The organism is Acidisphaera rubrifaciens HS-AP3, assembly GCF_000964365.1.
Lineage (GTDB): Bacteria > Pseudomonadota > Alphaproteobacteria > Acetobacterales > Acetobacteraceae > Acidisphaera > Acidisphaera rubrifaciens.
In genome coordinates, this window is record NZ_BANB01000702.1 from 1 (window position 1) to 248 (window position 248).

Sequence of the window (248 nt, forward strand, 5' to 3'; positions counted from 1 at the left end):
GGTGCGGCGGGATATTGCACGCGTTGGGCGCGACGGCTGATCGTGCTGGCGGTGTTCGGCTATGCGGGCGGCGAGGTCGGCCTGCTATTCGGCATGTACCGGCACGCGCACATGGCCTACGTCAAAGGCGTCGCTCTGATCGGGCACGTCATGATTGCCGTGATCATCCTGCAGCGGCGGCGCACGGTGCGGCGCTGGCTGCGGCCGCGGCCCGAGGCGACGGGGCCAGTCGCCGCGGTCCGCCGCCG

Annotated in this window: 1 protein-coding gene; it reads left to right on the forward strand. The window is 71.8% G+C overall.

Annotation, left to right across the window (positions count from 1 at the left end):
• Positions 1-42: 42 nt before the first annotated feature.
• Positions 43-248 (forward strand): hypothetical protein (locus B8460_RS16620; protein WP_148360661.1); only part of this gene is annotated, 206 nt, incomplete at its 3' end.